The sequence below is a fragment of the Paenibacillus sp. LS1 genome (genome assembly GCF_026013365.1).
Lineage (GTDB): Bacteria > Bacillota > Bacilli > Paenibacillales > Paenibacillaceae > Paenibacillus.
The window spans coordinates 79606-98787 of record NZ_JAPDOE010000003.1 but is presented as its reverse complement, the minus strand read 5'-3'; the positions used below and the strand labels follow the sequence as shown (position 1 = coordinate 98787).

Annotated in this window: 14 protein-coding genes; 12 read left to right on the top strand and 2 right to left on the bottom strand. The window is 48.3% G+C overall.

All coding sequences use genetic code 11. The features are described from left to right. Positions 1 to 292: 292 nt before the first annotated feature. The 7 genes from OM416_RS15815 (at position 293) to OM416_RS15785 (ending at position 11581) form a co-directional block, all read left to right on the top strand. A complete protein-coding gene (locus tag OM416_RS15815) occupies positions 293 to 3388 on the top strand; it encodes an ATP-binding protein (protein ID WP_264930947.1) in 3096 nt (1031 codons plus the stop codon). Between the two features lie 99 nt (positions 3389 to 3487). Next, on the top strand, positions 3488 to 4651 hold the full coding sequence (locus tag OM416_RS15810; RefSeq protein ID WP_264930945.1) for a response regulator: 1164 nt from the start codon (positions 3488 to 3490) through the stop codon (positions 4649 to 4651). 27 nt (positions 4652 to 4678) lie between these two features. Then, the gene (locus tag OM416_RS15805; protein WP_264930943.1) at positions 4679 to 6025 is read left to right on the top strand and encodes a cryptochrome/photolyase family protein; all 1347 of its coding nucleotides are present in this window, start codon (positions 4679 to 4681) and stop codon (positions 6023 to 6025) included. A gap of 283 nt (positions 6026 to 6308) precedes the next feature. After that, a complete protein-coding gene (locus OM416_RS15800; RefSeq protein ID WP_264930941.1) occupies positions 6309 to 7484 on the top strand; it encodes an acyltransferase in 1176 nt (391 codons plus the stop codon). Between the two features lie 379 nt (positions 7485 to 7863). Beyond that, positions 7864 to 9513: an HNH endonuclease gene (locus OM416_RS31925; protein WP_413775795.1), complete on the top strand. Its 1650-nt coding sequence runs from the start codon at positions 7864 to 7866 to the stop codon at positions 9511 to 9513. Between the two features lie 266 nt (positions 9514 to 9779). After that, the gene (locus OM416_RS15790; RefSeq protein WP_082762941.1) at positions 9780 to 10439 is read left to right on the top strand and encodes a TVP38/TMEM64 family protein; all 660 of its coding nucleotides are present in this window, start codon (positions 9780 to 9782) and stop codon (positions 10437 to 10439) included. Positions 10440 to 10501: 62 nt separating this feature from the next. Beyond that, a complete protein-coding gene (locus OM416_RS15785; protein WP_264930938.1) occupies positions 10502 to 11581 on the top strand; it encodes a DUF1835 domain-containing protein in 1080 nt (359 codons plus the stop codon). A gap of 276 nt (positions 11582 to 11857) precedes the next feature. On the opposite strand, the gene OM416_RS15780 is transcribed toward OM416_RS15785, so the two are convergent. Beyond that, on the bottom strand, positions 11858 to 12376 hold the full coding sequence (locus tag OM416_RS15780) for a cupin domain-containing protein (protein WP_264930936.1): 519 nt from the start codon (positions 12374 to 12376) through the stop codon (positions 11858 to 11860). Between the two features lie 330 nt (positions 12377 to 12706). After that, positions 12707 to 12880, bottom strand: a complete 174-nt coding sequence (locus OM416_RS15775; protein WP_105600400.1) for a CsbD family protein — start codon at positions 12878 to 12880, stop codon at positions 12707 to 12709. Positions 12881 to 13073: 193 nt separating this feature from the next. Between OM416_RS15775 and OM416_RS15770 the strand changes: the two genes are divergently transcribed. The 5 genes from OM416_RS15770 (at position 13074) to OM416_RS15750 (ending at position 19142) form a co-directional block, all read left to right on the top strand. Further along, the gene (locus OM416_RS15770; RefSeq protein ID WP_264930932.1) at positions 13074 to 14015 is read left to right on the top strand and encodes a hypothetical protein; all 942 of its coding nucleotides are present in this window, start codon (positions 13074 to 13076) and stop codon (positions 14013 to 14015) included. A gap of 27 nt (positions 14016 to 14042) precedes the next feature. Next, the gene (locus tag OM416_RS15765; protein ID WP_264930930.1) at positions 14043 to 15836 is read left to right on the top strand and encodes an RNA polymerase sigma factor; all 1794 of its coding nucleotides are present in this window, start codon (positions 14043 to 14045) and stop codon (positions 15834 to 15836) included. Positions 15837 to 16525: 689 nt separating this feature from the next. After that, a complete protein-coding gene (locus OM416_RS15760; protein WP_105406625.1) occupies positions 16526 to 16972 on the top strand; it encodes a DUF1641 domain-containing protein in 447 nt (148 codons plus the stop codon). Positions 16973 to 16996: 24 nt separating this feature from the next. Then, positions 16997 to 18178, top strand: a complete 1182-nt coding sequence (locus tag OM416_RS15755; protein ID WP_264930925.1) for an NAD(P)/FAD-dependent oxidoreductase — start codon at positions 16997 to 16999, stop codon at positions 18176 to 18178. A gap of 319 nt (positions 18179 to 18497) precedes the next feature. Beyond that, positions 18498 to 19142 carry an SDR family oxidoreductase gene (locus tag OM416_RS15750; RefSeq protein WP_264930923.1) on the top strand — a complete coding sequence of 215 codons (645 nt, stop codon included), beginning with the start codon at positions 18498 to 18500 and terminating at the stop codon, positions 19140 to 19142. Positions 19143 to 19182 lie beyond the last annotated feature (40 nt).

Genomic DNA, 19182 nt, shown 5'->3' with positions numbered 1-19182 from the left:
GGAACAGGGATGGGCCGGAATCGTCCAGAAGCTTGCCCAAGCTGTTAAATAAATCTTCATTCAATCAACCTCAGGCCATTTCGCCCGTTCATTCCGGTGAAATTCGGCCTGGGGTTCCTTGGTGTACCAAGATCTAGCGGAAACAGATAGAAATCCTTCAAATTATAACGAAGTTGACCGATTATGATACGGAAACTATTTCCGTGAGCACCAGAAACGTGTAACATGAATTATAGTGATAAATCGACAAAATTAGACGTCTCCCGCCATTGTGGATGGAAGGAATACATAGATGAGAAAACACTGGATTATGCTGACCATAAGTTTCATATGCATTGTCATTGTTCCACTGGGCTGGATTGCCAAGACGTTAATTAGTGAGCGGAGTAACCCCCAGGCTGCGGATGGAAGAATTGACCTGACCCAGTGGGACTTTGATCGCAAGGGTCCAGCGTCTCTAAAGGGTGTCTGGGATTTCTACCCTGGGCAGTTGCTCAGTCCGGCAGATATTGAAGCAAGTGTATCCGGTCGCAAGCCATTGCCGCCTTCGTCAGGCACTCAAGTTCCGGCCCGATGGAACAAATCTTTGGGGCAAGCACATGGGTACGGAACCTACCATCTGCAAGTCCAGCTTACAGCCCGAACGATGAAAAACGATTACGGCATCCGCACGCAGAATATACGTATGGCCCACCGGGTATTTATCGATGGTAAAGAGATTGGCGGCAAAGGACTGCCGGGAATGACCCCGGATACGGATGTGCAATTAAATCTGCCCTTTACGGGATTCACGTCCATTGAGAGCAATACGGCTGACATTATCATTCAAGTATCGAATTATAGTTATTCGTCTGGGGGCATTGTGGCGCCCATTTTGTTTGGAGACGAGCATAGTATTCTGAAAAGCCAGCAACAGGATTGGCTCAAGGATCTGATGACTTTGTTCGGCTTTATCTTGCCCGCCGCCTTCTTCCTGCTACTGTTTCGGTTGCGGCGTAGTGAGAAGGAACTGCATTATCTTGGATTATTCAGTCTTTCCGGTGCACTTTACGCTTTGACCCATGGGGAGAAGTTACTGGGAACGTTTGTACCGTTCCTGACTAACAATGAGATGCTTCGGATTCAGCTTCTTAGTTCAGCCTTTGCTTATTACTTTTTGCTTCGATATATGGATGCTCGTGTACCAGGGGCGGTTCATCAGTGGTTTGTTCGTCTTGCTGTAGTGCTAATCATTGCCCAGACCATTGTGGGCCTAACGCTCCCTCCGACCCTATTCTCGTCTTTTGAGCTTCCCATGTTACTGATCTCGCTTGTTGTCATGTTCTATACGCTGCGAGCGATGTTCTATTGGTTAAAAGGACGACCGAATGATAGTCACTTTGCACTGGTGAGCATGATGAGCATACTCATGGTTGTTGTATTGCACACGCTCGGTGCGTTCACTGCCGTAGATACAGCGTTCTTTGCGCTGATTGAACTTTTATTATTTGTATTAGCCCAGATGATTGTGACCGCAATCCGCTTCGCACAATCATTCCGTGACGTGGAAGCTCTATCGGAGCGTTTGCTCGCCATTGACAGTCTCAAGGACGAGTTCATGGCGAATACGTCTCATGAGCTGCGAACCCCCCTGCACGGCATCATTAATATTGCTCAATCCATGCTGGAAGGTGCGGCCGGAGCGGTCACACCCAAGCAAGCCAAGAATCTGTCCATGATTACAGCAACCGGTAAGCGGCTGTCGCTGTTGGTTAACGACATTTTGGATTTTTCCAAACTGAAAAATAGTGAGATCGAGTTGAAACGGGTAGCTGTCGATCTGGAATCGGTTGCCCGTACTGTAGTTGAAGTCTCGGGTTTCACGTTCGAGGACAAGCCAGTTTTACTGATTCAGCAATGGCCCCAGTCATTGCCGCTCGTAGAGGCTGACGAAGATCGCCTCAGGCAGATTCTGTATAACCTGTTGGGTAACGCCTATAAGTACACTGAGCAGGGTGAGATTCGGCTGTACGCCAGTGTCGATGGGGATCGGGTGAGGGTATCGGTCGCAGATACGGGGGTAGGCATCGCCTTGGACAAACAAGAGGATATCTTCCAAGCCTATGAGCAGAGTAACGGGACAATGGAGCGAGTGAATGATGGAACCGGGCTCGGTCTGAGTATTACTCGGAAACTCGTCGAGCTTGGCGGAGGCGAGATCTGGGTAGAATCGGAGCCGGGGCAAGGTTCTACCTTTCATTTCACCCTGCCCGTTATCAAATTGCCGCTGCTGCAAGCTCATTCGAAACCAGTTGCCGCCCGTTATGTGGCCGCACAGGGGACAGGAGCTAAAGAGCTTGTGACAAGAGAATCGGATGAGCCGGATGATCTTTCGGAAGGAGAACATACAATTCTGATTGTAGACGATGACCCCGTGAATCGACAGGTATTGTTGAATCTGTTGTCCACGGAACGTTACCGTGTAATCGCAGCGGACAGCGGACTCACTGCATTAAAACTCCGTGAACAATTCCCGTCGATCGATCTTGTCATTACGGACTGGATGATGCCCAAAATGTCTGGGCTTGAGTTATGTCGCAAGCTGCGCGAGCACAGTTCCTTGTCAGAGCTGCCGATTTTGATGCTGACCGCCCGTGGGTTGCCTGAGGATATCAAGCATGGGTTCCAGGCGGGGGCCAATGACTTCCTGAGCAAACCGGTGGATGCCGGTGAATTGCGTGCCCGGGTTCGGACGTTAATTGAGATGCGGAGTTCTGTGCAGGAGGCTATTCGGACCGAGATGGCCTTTTTACAGGCACAGATCAAGCCGCACTTTCTATACAATGCACTCAATGTCATTATCGCGACCTGTGCAGTGAATCCGGACAAAGCAACCGATCTGCTGATTGAATTGAGTCATTACCTGCGTGGAAGCTTTGACTTCCAGAACAGGGAACAGCTTGTTCCTTTGACCAAAGAACTGGAATTGGTGGAGTCTTATGTGCATCTGGAACAGGCCAGATTTGAGGAAAGACTGGTGGTCGAGTATGAGGTGGAACCGGATGTGCATCTGTATCTGCCGCCTCTCAGCATCCAACCGCTTGTGGAGAATGCCATTCGCCATGGCGTAATGGAGCGGGCAGCAGGCGGGACAGTTCATCTTAGAGTTTTCAAAGAGAGCGAGCATGTGGTCGTCCAGGTTCAGGATGATGGCGTCGGTATCCCCCCTGAGCGTATGGCTCAGGTGAAGTCTGGACGAACTGAAGGTCCGGGAGGTGTCGGGTTGCAAAATATAAACCGTCGCCTGATGTCTCTCTATGGTCAGGGACTGGAGATTCATAGCCATGTGGGTCAAGGTACGCAGATCCGATTCCGTATCCCTGTGCAAAAGGTGAATTATTCCAAATAATGTGCCGAGTTGAGCAATTATGGTTAACAGACTAATAAGCGGATGCCGATAAAAACGGTATTCCTATTGAATCTTTCATGGCAGGAGGCTAAATGAACGGTGAGAGCCATTGTGATTGATGACGAGAAGCCGGCGCAGCTTCATCTGGAGCGCCTTCTTCAAACGGACGGACGAATTACACCCGTGCAATGTTTTTCAACAGCGCGCGATGGTCTTCATTTTCTGGCAAACGAACGTGTGGATGTTGTATTTTTGGACATCGGAATGCCGGAGATGAATGGCCTGGAAGCGGCTGAATATATACAGCAATTGGATCAGAGTATTCGTATTATCTTTGTGACAGCTTACGCCGATCATGCGGTAGAGGCATTCGAGCTGCATGCACTGGATTATGTACTGAAACCGGTAAGCTCCACACGATTAGCCAAAACCATTGATCGGATTGCGGGCATCATGTCGCATCATTCCCAAGTTGCAGCCACCGCCGAGGTGCAGGAATCGGAATCTGTATCTGTGGAGTTGGACACCGAAGTGCCGGGGCTGCTTACGTTCAAACATCTGGATATCTATAGAACTCTGGATCAGGGTGCTAAGAAGCATAAGTGGCGTACAACCAAATCGCAGGAATTGTTTGCTTTTTTGTTTCATCACAGGGAAGAGTGGGTAAGCAAAGAGATTCTGCTGGATAAGCTGTGGGGTGATGTTTCCCAGGAGAAGGGACTAACCCATCTACATACTTCCGTGTACCAGATTCGAAAGCTGCTTAAGGAATGGAACATGACAGGCAAGCTGGAGTACAATATGAACCGCTATCGTCTGTTATCAGGCAATCTGGTGAGTGATGTGGAACAATTCGAAAAAGCCATGGTCTACAACGTCATTACATCAGACAATGTTGATGACCTGAGACATATGATCCCACTCTATCGTGCCGATTATCTGGAAGAGCATGATTATCATTGGGCGCAGGCCAAAGCAAGGGAACTCAGACGCAAGTATACAGGGCTGGTTATGGATATTGCGAGATGGGACATGATGCATGGTCGGGGTAGGGAAGCGATTGAGCAATTAACGATATTGCAGGAACGGGAACCTTATTCGGAAGAAATCTGTCGACTCATGATGGAAGTGTATGCATCCATAGATGATCAACAAGGCATACTTCGTTTATATCATTCATTTACATTAACCCTGGACGAAGATCTGGGACATGAGCCGGAGCCCGAAACAAGCAGGTTATATCAGAACCTGACGGACAAATAACCTTAATTTCAGATAGGAAGGTGAGGCATGAAGTTATTCATACACCGCAAAGATCTGCGTACCGATGATCTGGCTGCATTCGATTATTTGCGGGAACACGAAGAAGAGAGTGTGCATGTTCTCATCTATGATGCATTTCTCCTGCGGCAAGGCCGAGAGAAGGAACACAGTGGTGTGAATTTTAGGAAGCATGCAGCGGGGCTAGGCAGGCAGTATCTTGAAGCCAAACGAAAACTACATGTTGCTTACGGCAAACCAGCTGAAGTGGTTGATTTCATCCTGAACGAATTCAAAGGCGAGATTGACGAGATTGTGGTCCACCGGGACATGACACCATATGCAATCGAGCGGGATAGGGGCATACGCAAAGTCACGGAGGCGCATGAGGTTTCGTTCACGCAACTGACGGATCATTTGCTGATGGATCTGAATGGATTTGCTAATTTTACAGGCAAGTCGGAGCCTTATAAAGTATTTGCAGCTTTCCACCGGCGGTGGGTGGAATTCATGAATGAACATCCTAACCCTCCCTCGGCAACAACGGTTGCAGAGTTGAAGGTGAGTGATCGACAGATTGAATGGCCGGATGCGATGCAGGTACCTCCGGAGATGCTGGAGTCCAGTGGCTCGGATGAAGAGGACCCGCATCTGCTGCTGGATCAATTCTTATCGGATCGAATTGCTGAATATGGTGAGCATCGGGACGAATATGAGGCTTACGAGCCGAGTCATCTTAGCTCATATGTTGCGGTGGGAGCAGTGTCTATCCGCAAAATGTATGATGCAGCGAATCGCACAGCCGAGGCTGGGGAATGGATCAGACAGTTGTGCTTCCGCGACTTCTACCTGTATCGAGCGGTCTATGAGAGTCACTATTTTACATATGAAAAGGTGTACGATCTCTCGGCTCTGCATGATGGTCATTTCGAACGTTGGTGCAAGGCGGAGACAGGTATTCCGATTATTGATGCAGCGATGACGGAACTGAACGAAACCGGACATATGCCGAACCGGCTGCGGATTCTCACGGCGATGTTTCTCACCAAAAACCTGCAATGCCCGTTCACCTTGGGTGAAGCCTATTTCAGGCGCAAGTTGCGTGACTATGATAACATTCAGAATCGTGGTAATTGGCTATGGTGTGCTTCGCTCGGCGAGAATGCAGCTCCGTATTTTCGCGTGAACAATCCAGTGACTCAATCCGAGAAATATGATCCGCAGGGCGATTATATTCGGAAGTGGTTGCCTGAGCTGAAGGATCTGCATAGCAAGGACATCCATCAGCCGCGCAAGGATGCCATTGTCGATCTGAAGGCATCGAGACAGGCGGCGATTGAGGTGTATAAACAGATTCTGGCAAGTCGCCAGAAGTAGAATCCGTCAGGGGCTGGTTCGTGTCCACACCCAAATATACCAATCTCATCCGGTTGAACCAACAATCATTTGGTTGAAATCAGGATGTTCCCAAAGACCGCGTACTCGCGGTCTTTTTTACATATATAGACATGAAAATAGTGTGAAATATGATGAAAATTTAGGAATTGTTAAGAAAATGGACTACCCATCTTAAGCATTATGGCTTTTAATAGATAGAGAGCTTTTATTGTATTAAGTCATATCTGACATATTGACGAACACATGAAGGAGAAACGTGAACATGAGTGAAACACTGAAAAGAGAGCGAATTCCGGAGCTGAATCTGGTACGTGCCATGGCGATTATCGGCGTACTATGCGTGCATTCCACTTCTTACGCGACGGTGGACATGACCGGTTCGGGCTATTACTGGCTGTACAATTTTATTAATATCTTTATGAAATATGGTACGCCAACCTTTATTTTTATGAGCAGTTTCGTGCTGTTCTATAACTATTATTCTCGTCCACTGGACAAGAAACTCGTAAGTAATTTTTACAAAAAAAGATTTGTGTATATTTTGCTTCCGTATTTCCTGTTCTCATTGATGTATTTTGTTATTCTGCATTTCACGCATTACCAGGGCCGACCGTTTGGCGAATCGGCTGTAAGTTTCATTACGAAATTGTTTACGGGTAAGGCATATACGCATCTGTACTTTGTGTTTATTAACATGCAATTCTATCTGTTATTCCCCTTGGTGTTATGGCTGCTCAAAAAGTATCCTTCCGTGGTCAAATGGTCTGTACCGATTGGATTATTGATTCAATGGACATTTATCGTAAGTAATAAATATGGATTCCAGGTCCCTAATAAGGGAAGCTGGGCGTTCTCTTACTTTTCCTATTTCATGCTGGGGGCATTCATCGGGGTGTATTTCCCTAAAATCAAGCAATGGTTCGTCATCAGTCGGGCCAATGCCACTAAAGGGCGCATAGCTTCATGGATTCTGCTCTGGGCGGTGTGGATCATTGCTGGACTGGGTCATGTGTACATCTATTATCAGCTGCGTCTGAAGATCGCAACGTATAACACGCTGTGGTATGAATTCTTCTGGAATGTGCATACCTTTGCTTGTGCGCTCGTACTCATCCAGATTGCCTATCTGCTCTACCGCAAAGGGCCGTCTCTGATCGTTAAGCCGCTGAATCGGCTTGGGGCACTGTCCTTTGGTATCTATCTGATTCATCCATTCTTCCTGCTGGTGTATCGGAATTATCCGCCGCAAACAGGAGTGTCTTGGTTAGTGCATCTGTGGTATGCCGGAGGATTTGGTGTAGCTCTGATCGCTTCGTGGATCGTCGTTGGATTGACGGCAAGGTTCGTTCCATATGCATGGGTGATCTTCGGCAATCTGCCAAAACCGAAACCACGTCTGGCACCACAACAGAACTCGGGGCAATTGGATGTTCGTTAAGATGTATTCCCAATATAGGAATAATAAACCGTTTCTTGGTCGACCTTAGGGGAGAGCAGGAAGCGGTTTTTTTATGTATGCAGATATGCGAGAAGTGGGGAACGAGTGTTTCTTTTATATGTACGAGGGGTAATCATAAGGCGGAACGATAATACATTATGAATGACAGGATTAAGGTGAAAATAATGACAACATGCGAAAAATGCGGGAGACCGATGCAAGATATATTGGAATATGTGGAACACATTCTTCACGAATGCAATGAACAGAATCAGGAGTACAATTCGAAAGATTATCAGGCCTTTGGCCATGAGGGTGTTCGCGAGCAGATGTGATACAATAGAAAGAAACCGGATTCATACGGAACCGAGGTGACAACATGGAGACGGGTCCAGCCCCTTTCCGGCAAGGAAAGACGGAACAAGAAGCGCGACTGACCAAGACATGTATGTATTGCGGACAACAGCGACCTATGTCCGAATTCCGGCGCAGAACCGGAAAGCGGGCAGGTCCCGGAGCCAGACGGGGAGCCTGCCGTAGCTGTCGACAGCTTGGTGGACAGGCTGATCATGAAATCAGTTCAAGCGTGAACCGTCAAACGAATGAACAGATCGAACGTCAGCGGAATGGCTTGGAGACGCATGATGTTACTGTGGGACCGTTTGCCTCTGTGGAAAATGAAGGCGGTCGGAACTCTCATGGCGTAGAGCAGGGATCTGCTACCGAGTCGTCTTCAGACAGACATCTGGTGTCTCAATCGTCAGTAGGCTCGACGTCTGCGAATGACGATGAACATGCTGACTTGGTGACTACCTTAGTCTCTTCTTCGGGTAAGCGGAAGAAGCGGAGAAGACGGAGGAAGAGTAAGCGTTCAGATGGACTGACAGGCAATGAGCAAGCGAAACCGAGCTTAGAGCATGAGGGCTCGGCAGATGAGGTATTGATTGAACCAGCTGAGCCACAGCCAGGCGAGCGCTGGCGTGGGGAAGAGCATTCGCAGGCCCATGCTTCTGCGAATAAAAAGGGCACTGCGCAGCGGGCTGGCGCACGAGCAGCCGCTGCAGTGCAGGCCGCCGAGCAGACTGCGGCGGCCCAAGCTCTGCTGCCAGCTGCGCCGCAAGGCCCGGCAGCAGAGCCCATGGCTGCGGATCAACCGACCGCAGCCAAACGCAAGCGCAAGCGGCGCCGCAAGCGTGCTGCCGCGCTCGCGCCCGGCGCAGGGCAGGCCCGCAGCATAGCTGCTGAGGCCCATGCGCCGGCCCTGAGCGACCGTGGCGATGCCACCACGGTCGCTGCACCTTCGGCGGCGGAGGCACAGCCTGCCGCCACCAGGCGCGAGCCTGGGCAAGCGCCGGGGGCTGCTGCGGAGGCAGGGCCTCCTGCGCCCGTGCGCCAGCCTGGCTCGCCAGGGTCCAAGCCGCGCCAGGCGCGCAAGGAGCGTGCGCCCAAGGCGAACGGCGAAGACGCTGCCCGCGGTACATCCGGGCAGCGACCCGCGCATGCCAGCCGCAGTCACGCAGCTGGCATGGACGGCCGTCCTCGCCGTCAGACGCCGGCGGCCCCGGTAGCCATTGACCCGGAAGATCCGGCTTCGCTCCGGACCAACCGGCAAGGCATGGTGCGGATGCGCGGCAAGACGGACAAGGGGCGTCGTTGGCATCAGGAAGTGGACATGGAGCTTGCGGTTACGCTGGTCAAGGAAAAAGCAGCTGTGGTGGTCAATCGGTACACAATTCGCCGATTGTTCAGCAACAAGGATTTCAAGCGGTATATTCTGACCCGGGATCACTACACCTGTTACTTCTGTGGATCGTATGGAGATACGATTGACCATCTGCTACCGCGTGCCAAAGGTGGACATACCACCCCGCTTAACTGTGTCTGCGCCTGTAATCTGTGCAACCAGTCCAAAGCAGCTATGGATGCCGAAGAGTTCATGAACTCAGGTATTCCTGAGTGGAATGCTGCCCATCAGGCAGAACTGATTGAACTGGCAATGCAGGAAGAAGCGCAGCTGGAAGAAGGATAAATACCCCCAAAGAAGGATCGGGGTTTCGATATGAAGAGCACACCAAGACCATAAGAGGTCGAGGTGTGCTTTTTTGATTTAATTTTGATTGGAGTGGAAGTCAGTTCGTGTGCAATAATTTCTTCAAATTGACAACGGTGTTCATCGAAGATGTACGTTATACTGGGAGGGAGTTGCTAAAGAAGCTTCATCATCCATATGAATGATGAAATGTATAGTGAACATCAAACCTGAGAACGTAGACTGTATAGATTGGATGGATGCAGATGACCCCGGCAGCATTGGACATTATGTCCTATATTACGGAAGAAAATATTCGTTTCTGGCTGGAGAAGTTTCGCTCCCTGGGCCCGTTACCGGGAATTTTGCTTACGTTTATGAAATCATTTGTGCCGCCACTTCCAACGCTATTAATAGTGGGTGTGAACGGTGCGGTATACGGTCTGTGGGCAGGGTTTTTATATTCATGGATCGGCATGGTCCTTGGTTGCACCGTTACATTTCTGATCGTACGGGAGATCGGGAAATCCGCTTTTGTGGAACGATGGGCACGCAAACCCCGTGTGCAGCGTAGTATGGTATGGATTCGGAGGAACGCGTTCGGTTATGTTTTCCTGCTGAGTATCTTCCCGGTAGGTCCGTTTGTCATTATTAATGTGGCAGCAGGTATCGCGCGAATGCGCTTGTTATCCTTCCTGCTTGCGGTGGGCTGTGGTAAAGCAATTATGATCTTCTCTGTTACGTATATCGGTTCCAATGTGGAACAATTTCTGGAGCACCCTGTACGTTGGGTAGGCGTATTGCTGTTTATTGCGGTATCCCTGTGGGCAAGCCGCAAACTGGAGCGACATTTTACCCGATCATCGTCAGATGGCGAAGAGCTGAATGATCTGAATCAACCCGCTGGAAAATCGATTTCCTCATAAAAAATGATCAGTACGCAGATATAGGATGTCAGTAATTCCGTTAGATGGAAGGAGGACCCAACATGAATGATAATATCTATGCATTCAGCCGAACGATAAATCGTATGAGTGAAGATGAACTTCGTTCAGTACTGCGTGTGCTCTATATGAAATCAGCACACGTGGTCAAGCGGCAGGAAGAGCAAGGCCAAAAGGTGGATTTTGCGGAAGCGGTACAGTCACTGTTTCGGAATATGGATACCCCTTTTGATCTGAGGCGTCTGGAACAACAAGCTCTTGCCGAGGTCGACAAGCCAAATGAAATTCATATTACGTTTGGAGAATCACCTCTAAGTAGTCTGAAAATGGGAATGAGTACATTGCCGGATCAGGAAAAGCGGAGTTTTTTCTCTATAGATGATAATTATGCGGTAGGGCCGTTAGGTGATCTGACCCGGCGTGCAGACTTGCAACGCAGGCATCTCTGGCTGACCGAACGGGTGTGTCTCAATGACCGTGAGGCATATGCCATGCTTGAACTGGAATCCTTATTTGAGCTCAACGCCACAATTCAGTCCTTTGATTCCAAGACGTCGATCATTATCTGGTATGCGAATAATGCACGGGAGAAGACGGGACTGCTCTACGCCATGTATTTATTGCGGAACAGCGAGAGTCCCATATATCTTATCGAGACGAGTGGCTTATATCAGCAATTATTTGATAGACCTGACGTTCAATACGATGTGCTCCACACAGGCGAGATTCTTCCGGAAAAGCTTCTGGCGATGTGGCACGTTTGCTCTGAGCAAGAGCCATTGTCCAAGCAAGAACGCCTCCAGCTGGAACAGGATTGGCTGGAACTTTCGGTACAGCCTGGGCTATTACGTATGATGGGGAATGGCGTGATTCGGAGCTTAACTGAAGATGCTTTGGACGAGTACATTATGCAGAAGGTGAGGGAACTGACACCGAACTGGGAGCCAGGCAAGTTTATCCGATCAGCTCGTATTGTGGGTGAAGTGATTGGTACAAGTAGCCAGCATATAAGTGATGCGTTCGTGGAGTACCGTCTACGACAACTGGTGCTGCAAGGCCAACTTGAGATGGATGGAAAGCCACTTGCAATGAGGTATTACAGTATTCGGCTTGCCGAGCGCTGAAAGGGACTAAGGCTGAAACGCACAGATAGAAAAACAAGCGACGAGATCGCAAAGTTTGAACTAAGACGGAAGATTTGAGCAGTTCCTTGCACAGACAGGAATATGATCACGAAGTGTCTCTGTTACCAGCTGTTCAGATTTAACACTTAAATAGACTGTTCCCGATGAGTAACTCCTACTTGTACGGGGAACAGTCTATTTGTTTCTCGTTAAGTACTGGACCGACTTCATTTGAGCATAGTTCAATAACATGCTTTTTTACTATCTTCATATCTGTTATGATTTCTTCCCATTCCAGATTTCCATTAGCGGTCCGTGCTGCCCATAGACCGGATCGGTATCCGGGATCGGAACCTTTCGGATTTCCTGAAGAGCCTTGGTACGACCGTCCTCTTCACCTGTGCGTGTGTTGTAACTCATGCCGCCCGGATAGGCACCGGCAATACGAAAGTCAGCGCTGGACTCCAGACGTTTATGCCCTGTTCCAGCGGGAAGCACGACAATGTCGCCGGTTTGAAGGTAAACTTTCTGACCATGTTCTCCGCCTAAAATCAGTTTCACGAATCCACTCACCACAGCAAGAGCCTCATGAGCATTGCTGTGATAATGATGATAATTGAACACACCATTCAACCAGCTATTTCCCCATCCATTACGGTTCAACAGCGATTCTGCATGAAGGGCCTCTTCTGTCCATACGTTCTTATACAAGAGCACAGGCAGGGTCGGATGATTGGGAATTACACCGTTATCCTGAAGAAATAACGTCTCTATGTTCTTTGTCCGTTCATTCATCTCACATCACCTCTTCTAAAAATTACCCGCGAAACACAAGGTTGAACAAAAATATGTAAAATGATAAAACATGTACCATCTCAAGGTCATGCTAGGTATATCTAAACCTAAAACACGATAAACGCAAATTATCGATATGGCAAGATGTCTGGTTCCAGTAATTTAATATACGCAAAAAAAACCAGGGAAGGGTGTATTGAGTAACACCTTCCTTGGCTTTTTTGCGCCTCCGTCTCATGTTCAGTTTTCCTCCGAACATGGACGGTTAGGCTAGTTTATAACGATCTATTGCACGAAATGATCGTGCTGTTGACCTTCCATCAAGAGGATCTAGTGATCTTTTTTGATGTCGGCAATTTTATCCTGTACAGCACCTTTGGCTTTGTCTTTCTTACCCTCAGCCTGAAGGGATCTGTTGTTGGTTGCATTACCGATCTGATCCTTCACTTCGCCTTTGGCCTTGTTTACGCCTGCTTTGATCTTATCGCTAGTTGAATTACTCATATCGAACATCTCCTTCGTTGTCTGGTGTAGTCCTTATTAACCGGGATGTTCGAATTCTAAACGTTCACTATTTCATGGCGGCCAGAAATTTATTCAGGATATTCTGTCAGAAATGATCTGTATGAAGAGTCAGTATAAGTATAGGCATTGCTTAATCGCGTGCTCCAATAAAGGAATGAGAGGATGTTATGATATGAGCAATTATATTGGAAATGGTGCGTATTGCTACGCCAATTCAGCTTCAATGCTGCTGTCGTCCATTGGAGAAAAGATAGATCCCGGTCTGCTTGAAACCATCGGTGGCTTTTCACTAGGGGCCTTTCGAACGCAGGAAGATTTACTTTTTTTTGATAACTGTACCTCCAGTCCTGATCTGGCCATCAGCAAGGCGATGAGCATTCTGGGATTTATTGTACATGAAAGTGTGCAAGCACCGGGTACAGAGATGCCTGTAGATGAGCTAAAAGAGGCTTTGAAGCAGGGCCCTGTGATGATGGGGCCGCTGGATATGGGCAAACTCGTCTACAATCCCAACTCTCCCAATCTGGATGGTTGCGATCATTATGTAGTGGCGCTCAATATGAGGGGCGATGAAATATGCCTGCATGACCCGGCTGGCTTTCCGAATGTCTTCCTGACACTCGATAAACTTGAGGAAGCATGGAAGTCTGAATTCCCATGGAGTAGCGGTGTGTATCGACGATGGTGGAGTCCTGAACGCATTGAACATCCTGATCTGGAGGAGATTAACCGCCGGACTTTTACTTGGTTCAAATCAGCCCTTACAGAACAGACCCATGATATTGCTGCACAGGAAGGACGAACCGGAGCTTCAGCCATTCTGCATAAGGCGGAACAGGTTCGTGCTGGAGCAATCGATGGTAATGAGTGGGCTCATTATGTGTATTTTGCTCTGCCAGTAGGCGCGCGTCGTGCCCATGATTATGGTTTGTTTTTTAAAACAATCCATCCTGACCTTTCCGCTTTGAAATACGCACAATCCCGCCAATTCGGAGAATGCCAGTCCCGCCTTGTCTCCCGGAGCTGGGAGGCTGCTGCCACAATCATGGTGGCACTCGCGGAGACGGAAGCTATGATCGAAGCTGCTATTTTGAAGCTGGAGCAATGGAAGTGAAGCGAGGTTATGAGAAGGGGGATACACATGGATGAATTAGCTGACAATCGCCATATCAGACCAGGGGAAGATGAGACATTCGAGAATCGGCAACAGGAGTCGGACATTGCGCTTATCATGCAAGCCCAAACCGGGGATACAGAGGCTTTTGGTGAGCTGATTCACCGTTACCGCGGGCAATTGTTCCGTTATGTGCGAGCACTTACACATGATTCTTATCTCGCAGAAGACATTTTACAGGATGGGCTTATTCGTGCATTCATTCATATGAGACAGCTTCAGAATGCTGACCGTTTTATGGCCTGGATGCAGCGCATTGTGCGTAATCAGGCGTATTCACATATGCAACGCCAAGAGCAGCAGCGGGAACAACATTTTTCTTCGTTCCTTGCATTTGGAGCCGATGATGCCTCATGGAGTGAACAAGACTCGCTCGACATGACGCTGAATCATCTTTTGAATGACACCGATCGGAGATCACAGGAGACAGGCTATGATCCGTATCAAGCTGTTGCTCAGCAGGAAATGAGGAACAATCTTCACAGGCTGTTGGGTTGTCTGAATGAAAGAGAACAACAGGTTTTCACATCATATTGGATGGAGCAGCTATCACCTCAAGAAATGGCCAACAAATTCAATCTGACAAGTGCCAATGTGTATCAAATTCTGTCCCGTTCACGTAAAAAAGTGTCTCAGCTTCATATTCATTTATCTGTAGATGAAATGCTGGCAGAGTGGAATTCACTCGGGCAAAATCGAGTGACTCTGGAGGAACCCCTTTCGTTTCGGGCTCCCCAAACCTGGAACTCTGCAGCAGCATCCATTCACGACATGTTAGGCTATATCGGTCCATCTCCGTCCCTCCCCATGGTTATGGGGATGAGTGGACTTTCTTTTCGTCTGACCATCCTGCCTCTGGACATACATATCGCTGGACCTACCGCCTATAACTTCAAAGAGGTGCTTACCAGAGGATTGCAACATATGGGTTATCGTTCCCATGCGGTTGAGGCTTTGGCGAGCGAAGCAGGACTCAATGCCAATCTGGTCGATCCTTCGATGCTAGAGGAGAAAGCGAAGGGGAAAAGGTTGCTTAATCCAAGGCTTGTTCAGGCCCTCTCCCTGATACGTTACTCCATTCATCGGGGAATTCCGGCCGTCGTGTGGGACCTGAATATTCCCGAATTCGGGTTGATCTATGGCTATGATGATGCAGCCCGGACCTTATACGGTACCGATTTCATTAAATCAGGAACAATTCCCTATGATCATGTAGGCCGGGGTGTGAATCAGGAAGTATTTGTACTGGCAGCGGAATCAGATGGCATGATACGAGAAATGAACTTGCACGCGGCACTGACAGCTGTTTTGGCTCATTATCGTGGGGAGGACCCGTATACCTTGCCGAACACAGTCAGTGGTGTGGCTGCCTATGCCGTCTGGAGAGAAGCCATAGAATATAGACGGGTAGAAGCGAACGGTCACGCCTATAACATTGCGGTTTTGTGGGATGCAAGACGTTATGCAAGTGAGTTTTTCAAAGAACTTTCTCTAAAGTGGGCTTCGACTACCTGCTATTCCAGCTTGATTCCATTCTGTCTTCGGGCGGAAGAGTTATATCGACACATGTCTCAAAAGTTAAATACACTCTCGGAATTATTTCCTTTTCCAGATGGAGGACTGCCTAATGAGAAGCTTCATGCCGATCAGGCTATCTCGATACTTTTGCAGGTGGAGGAATTGGAGCGAGCTGCCATCGTTGCAATAAAAGAGTTGCTTGAAGAAATGGATCGGTATTCCCCGGAAATAGTTATGGTGTGACCTAATTGTAACGATTAGATCGGGCAAACCGTGAAAACATATATCAGGAGGCAGGACGATCCGTCAGGCCTTCTTTCTGTCTTTTTTGCAATCGTGACGCAAGAGGTTCATACTTGAAAACAGAAAAGATGTCTCAATGATGGAATAAGGCTGAGCCCAACGCTGCATAATAACGACAGTGACCAATTTCGTTGCATGATTATCGTGATATTGGAAAACAATTCCTGAACAGTTGGATAAACGAATCCTTCCTTGTGTACATATCGCACATCTGGTCATATGTGATCTTGTCTTAATACCACATGTGGTAGGAATACGGATCTTGGACAGGAGGATCGGCGGCATTAGCCTGCCTTCATGGGTTGACAAAAAAATCGATTTTGTTACAATGTTCACAATATCTTCACAAGTGTAAAAAATTTCTTTTTCATGTTCATGTGTAAGAGGTGTAATATAAGGGTATAGAGTTCGGTTTCGGCCTGCTTGTCGTTTTGTGCGTCAACACATGTTGTCCGCAATAGATCCAAGATACAATGCATGATGTGGGAGTGGCCCTGAGCTACGCTCACCCTATTGTGTGAAATTTGGTACATTTAGTTGTATTCAATGTATTTTGTGGTTCGGCTCTGCTTGACAGGCATCATGAAAGTCGCGGACTTCTATCCCAAAGTAAAGGAGGACTTTCTCTTATGTCACAATCGCCTACTCAACAAGAGGTGCCGGTTACAGAAGGTGCCGACGTTTCTCAACGCCAGTCCTTGGATGTACTGGATCAACTGATGAAGCCTGAGGTACAGGAGTCTTTAACCGTTCTGGTGGAGAACTTGCCTAAACTGGCTGAAATGGTTACTGCTATGACGAAAGCTTATGACTTCGCACAAAGTGTAGCAACAGACAAAGTTCTGATCAGCGACACAATGAGCGCAATGGGCGAGTTCGCTAAGCCTGTTGTAGACAAAGCTAAAGGTGTAGCTTCGGCTGCCATCGAAGCCAATGATCGTGCACAAACAGAGCAAACTTCAGTTGGCTTGTTCGCTATGCTGAAAATGCTTAAAGATCCAAACGTACAACAATCGCTTCGTTTTGCTCAATCTTTCCTGAGCATTCTGAACGAGCGTCAACAACCGAAACGTTAAGACTTAGAAGAACGGAGGATGGATATGTCGAAGCAAATTTTGATCTTGGGTGGAGGATACGGCGGTCTGTTGACTGCGCTGACTGCGCGTCAATACTTGTCCCCTGAAGAAGCGACAATTACTGTCGTGAACCGTTACCCTACACACCAAATTATCACGGAACTGCACCGTCTTGCAGCGGGAAGCATTGCTGAACAAGCAGTTGCTCTTCCACTCGAAAAATTGCTGCGTGGCAAAAACGTGAACTTGAAAATCGATACGGTGGATACAATCAAGCCGGACGAGAAGAAAGTTCTGATGACCAGCGGCTCCACATACTCTTACGATGCACTCGTTGTTGCCCTGGGTAGCGAAACAGCTTACTTCGGAATTCCGGGATTGCAAGAGTACAGCTTCACGCTCAAATCGGTTAGTGATGCAAACCGCATTCGTGCACACGTTGATGCACGTCTGGATGCTTACAAACAGTCCGGCAACAAAGCAGATGCAACGTTTGTTATTGGTGGCGGCGGCTTGACAGGTATTGAACTTGTCGGCGAATTCGTTGATCTTCTTCCAGCTGCATGTAAAGAGAAAGGTATCGATTTCAACGATATCTCCCTGTACACTGTTGAAGCAGGTCCTTCCATCCTGGCTGGATTCCCGCCAGAACTGGTTGAACGTGCTAAATCGAGTCTTGAGAAACGTGGCGTTAACTTCATCGTTGGCGTAGCGATTACTGAGATGAAAGAAAACGAAGTTCTGCTGAAAGACGGCAGCTCCATCCCTACGAGCACACTCGTATGGACAGGTGGCGTACAAGGCAACGCGGTTGTTGCTAACAGCGGAATTGAAGTGGATCGTGGCCGTGCGAAAGTGACGGAAGTTCTGCAATCCACTTCTCACAAAGATGTGTTTGTTGCTGGTGACAGCGCAGTGGTCTTCCCTAGCGAAGGCGCTCGTCCATACCCTCCAACAGCACAACTGGCTTGGCAAATGGGTGAAACCATTGGTCACAACTTGGGCGTAATGTTCAAAGGTGGCGCAATGGAATCCTTCACACCAGTATTCTCCGGTACGCTGGGAAGTCTGGGTCGTAAAGATGCTGTCGGCATGATCGGTGGCAACCAGACTCGTCTGAAAGGTCTGCCTGCAACCATGATGAAAGAAGCAAGTAACATCCGTTACCTGGCTCACATTCACGGTTTGTTTGCACTGGCTCACTAATCCTCCTTAATGCCATTCAAGGGCGCCCTTTTGGGCGTCCTTTTTTGTTGTGACCTTTAAAGAATTACAGATATTTTAATGTGATAAGGGTCCGTTTAAGTGTTCTATGCGAGGCCGCGTATAAACCACATAAGGTATATGGTATATTAATGGGGTAACGGAATATTTCACATTTCATAGATGTACTGAATGGACATGAACCTGGAAGCCGGCGCTTAGAAGCGCCGGCTTTCGTTTAAATTATAGGATGAGCATCTCTAAATAAAAGGAACGGTTAGCAGCATCAAGCCATCCGTTCAACTGAGAGGAGAAATGACGTATGAACGTATTAGTTATAGGAGCAAATGGGCAAATCGGTAAGTTTGTGGTGGAGCAGCTGGTACAGGAAGGCAAACATAAAGTAACGGCTATGATCCGCAAACCGGAGCAGGTGGACACGCTTAAGGAACTCGGTGCCAATGTGGTAATCGGTGATCTGGAGGGCAGTGTGGAGGACTTGGCTGAGGCAATGAAGGACCATAATGCGATTGTGTTTACGGCGGGTTCTGGCGGATCTACCGGTCAGGACAAAACACTGCTTATTGATCTCGACGGTGCAGTGAAGACGATGGAAGCCGCAGAGCAGCAAGGTATCTCCAGATATATTCTGGTCAGTGCGTATGGCGCAGATCAACGGGAGAAATGGTCAGAGTCCATCAAGCCTTATTACGTGGCGAAGCATTACGCGGATCGTGCACTGTTTGCAAGTGATCTGAATTACACGATTATTCGCCCAGGTGGTCTGAAGAATGAACCGGGTACGGGCAAGATTGCAGTTGGAACAGATCTGAAGCCGGGAAGCATTCCGCGTGAAGATGTGGCCCGTGTCATTGTGGCTTCCTTGCAGGAGGAGAAGACGTACCGGATGGCCTTTGATCTGATTGCCGGGGAGCAACCGGTTGAAGATGCCTTGGGCAAACTATAGATGTTATTGTAAGATAACGGGAGAATGAATTGATGGGGAT